Source organism: Vogesella mureinivorans, assembly GCF_007644035.1.
Lineage (GTDB): Bacteria > Pseudomonadota > Gammaproteobacteria > Burkholderiales > Chromobacteriaceae > Vogesella > Vogesella mureinivorans.
On sequence record NZ_VMTV02000344.1, the window covers coordinates 1 to 263 of the forward strand.

The window sequence follows — 263 nt, forward strand, 5'->3', positions numbered from 1 at the left end:
GATCTCGCATGGACCGATTCGCCCGCCAGCTCACCGTATTCATCCTCGCGGTGTCGGTGCTGGTGCTGCTGCTGGCGGTCTGGCTGCATGGCACCGACTGGACCGAGGCCTTCCTCGCCGTGGTCGGCTTGGCGGTGGCAGCCATTCCCGAAGGTCTGCCCGCGGTCATGACCATCACCCTGGCCATCGGCGTGCAGCGCATGGCCGCGCGCCGCGCCATCGTCCGCCAGCTGCCGGCGGTGGAGACGCTGGGCTCGGTGACG

Annotated in this window: 1 protein-coding gene; it reads left to right on the forward strand. The window is 70.0% G+C overall.

Annotated features, from left to right (window positions below; genetic code table 11):
• The coding region (locus FLQ44_RS10185; protein ID WP_147694292.1) for a P-type ATPase actuator domain-containing protein at positions 1-263 on the forward strand (263 nt) is incomplete at both ends.